Annotated in this window: 1 protein-coding gene; it reads right to left on the reverse strand. The window is 43.8% G+C overall.

All coding sequences use genetic code 11. The features are described from left to right. Positions 1-347, reverse strand: a 347-nt coding sequence (locus LKE08_RS00630) for a reverse transcriptase domain-containing protein (protein ID WP_324702258.1), incomplete at both ends; no start/stop codon positions are given.

The following is a 347-nucleotide window of genomic DNA, read 5'->3' on the forward strand; positions in this document are numbered from 1 at the left end:
AGACCTCTTCCCCCCGATTTCTTCCCGGATGTATGTTTTCCTTTTGGATATTGCCTGATATTGAACCCCAGGAAGTCGAATCCGGGTGGGACTTTTTTTCCGTCAGCTTCGATTTCTCTTAGTGTATGACAGATTCTTGTCTTTTCCGGCTTGAGTTGGAGTCCAATGGGATTTAACCATTCGGAGATAGCAATCTTGCACTGTTCAATGATTTCGAGATTTGGTGATATGACTACAAAATCATCGGCGTATCTGACGACCGTTGCTTTTATCTTCTGTTTCTTTTTGTTAGGGAAGATTTTGTTGATGTGCCTCACCATTCCATCCAGTGCGATGTTGGCGAGGAG

Source organism: Lyngbya sp. CCY1209, from assembly GCF_035615495.1.
Taxonomy (GTDB): Bacteria; Cyanobacteriota; Cyanobacteriia; order Cyanobacteriales; family Microcoleaceae; genus Limnospira.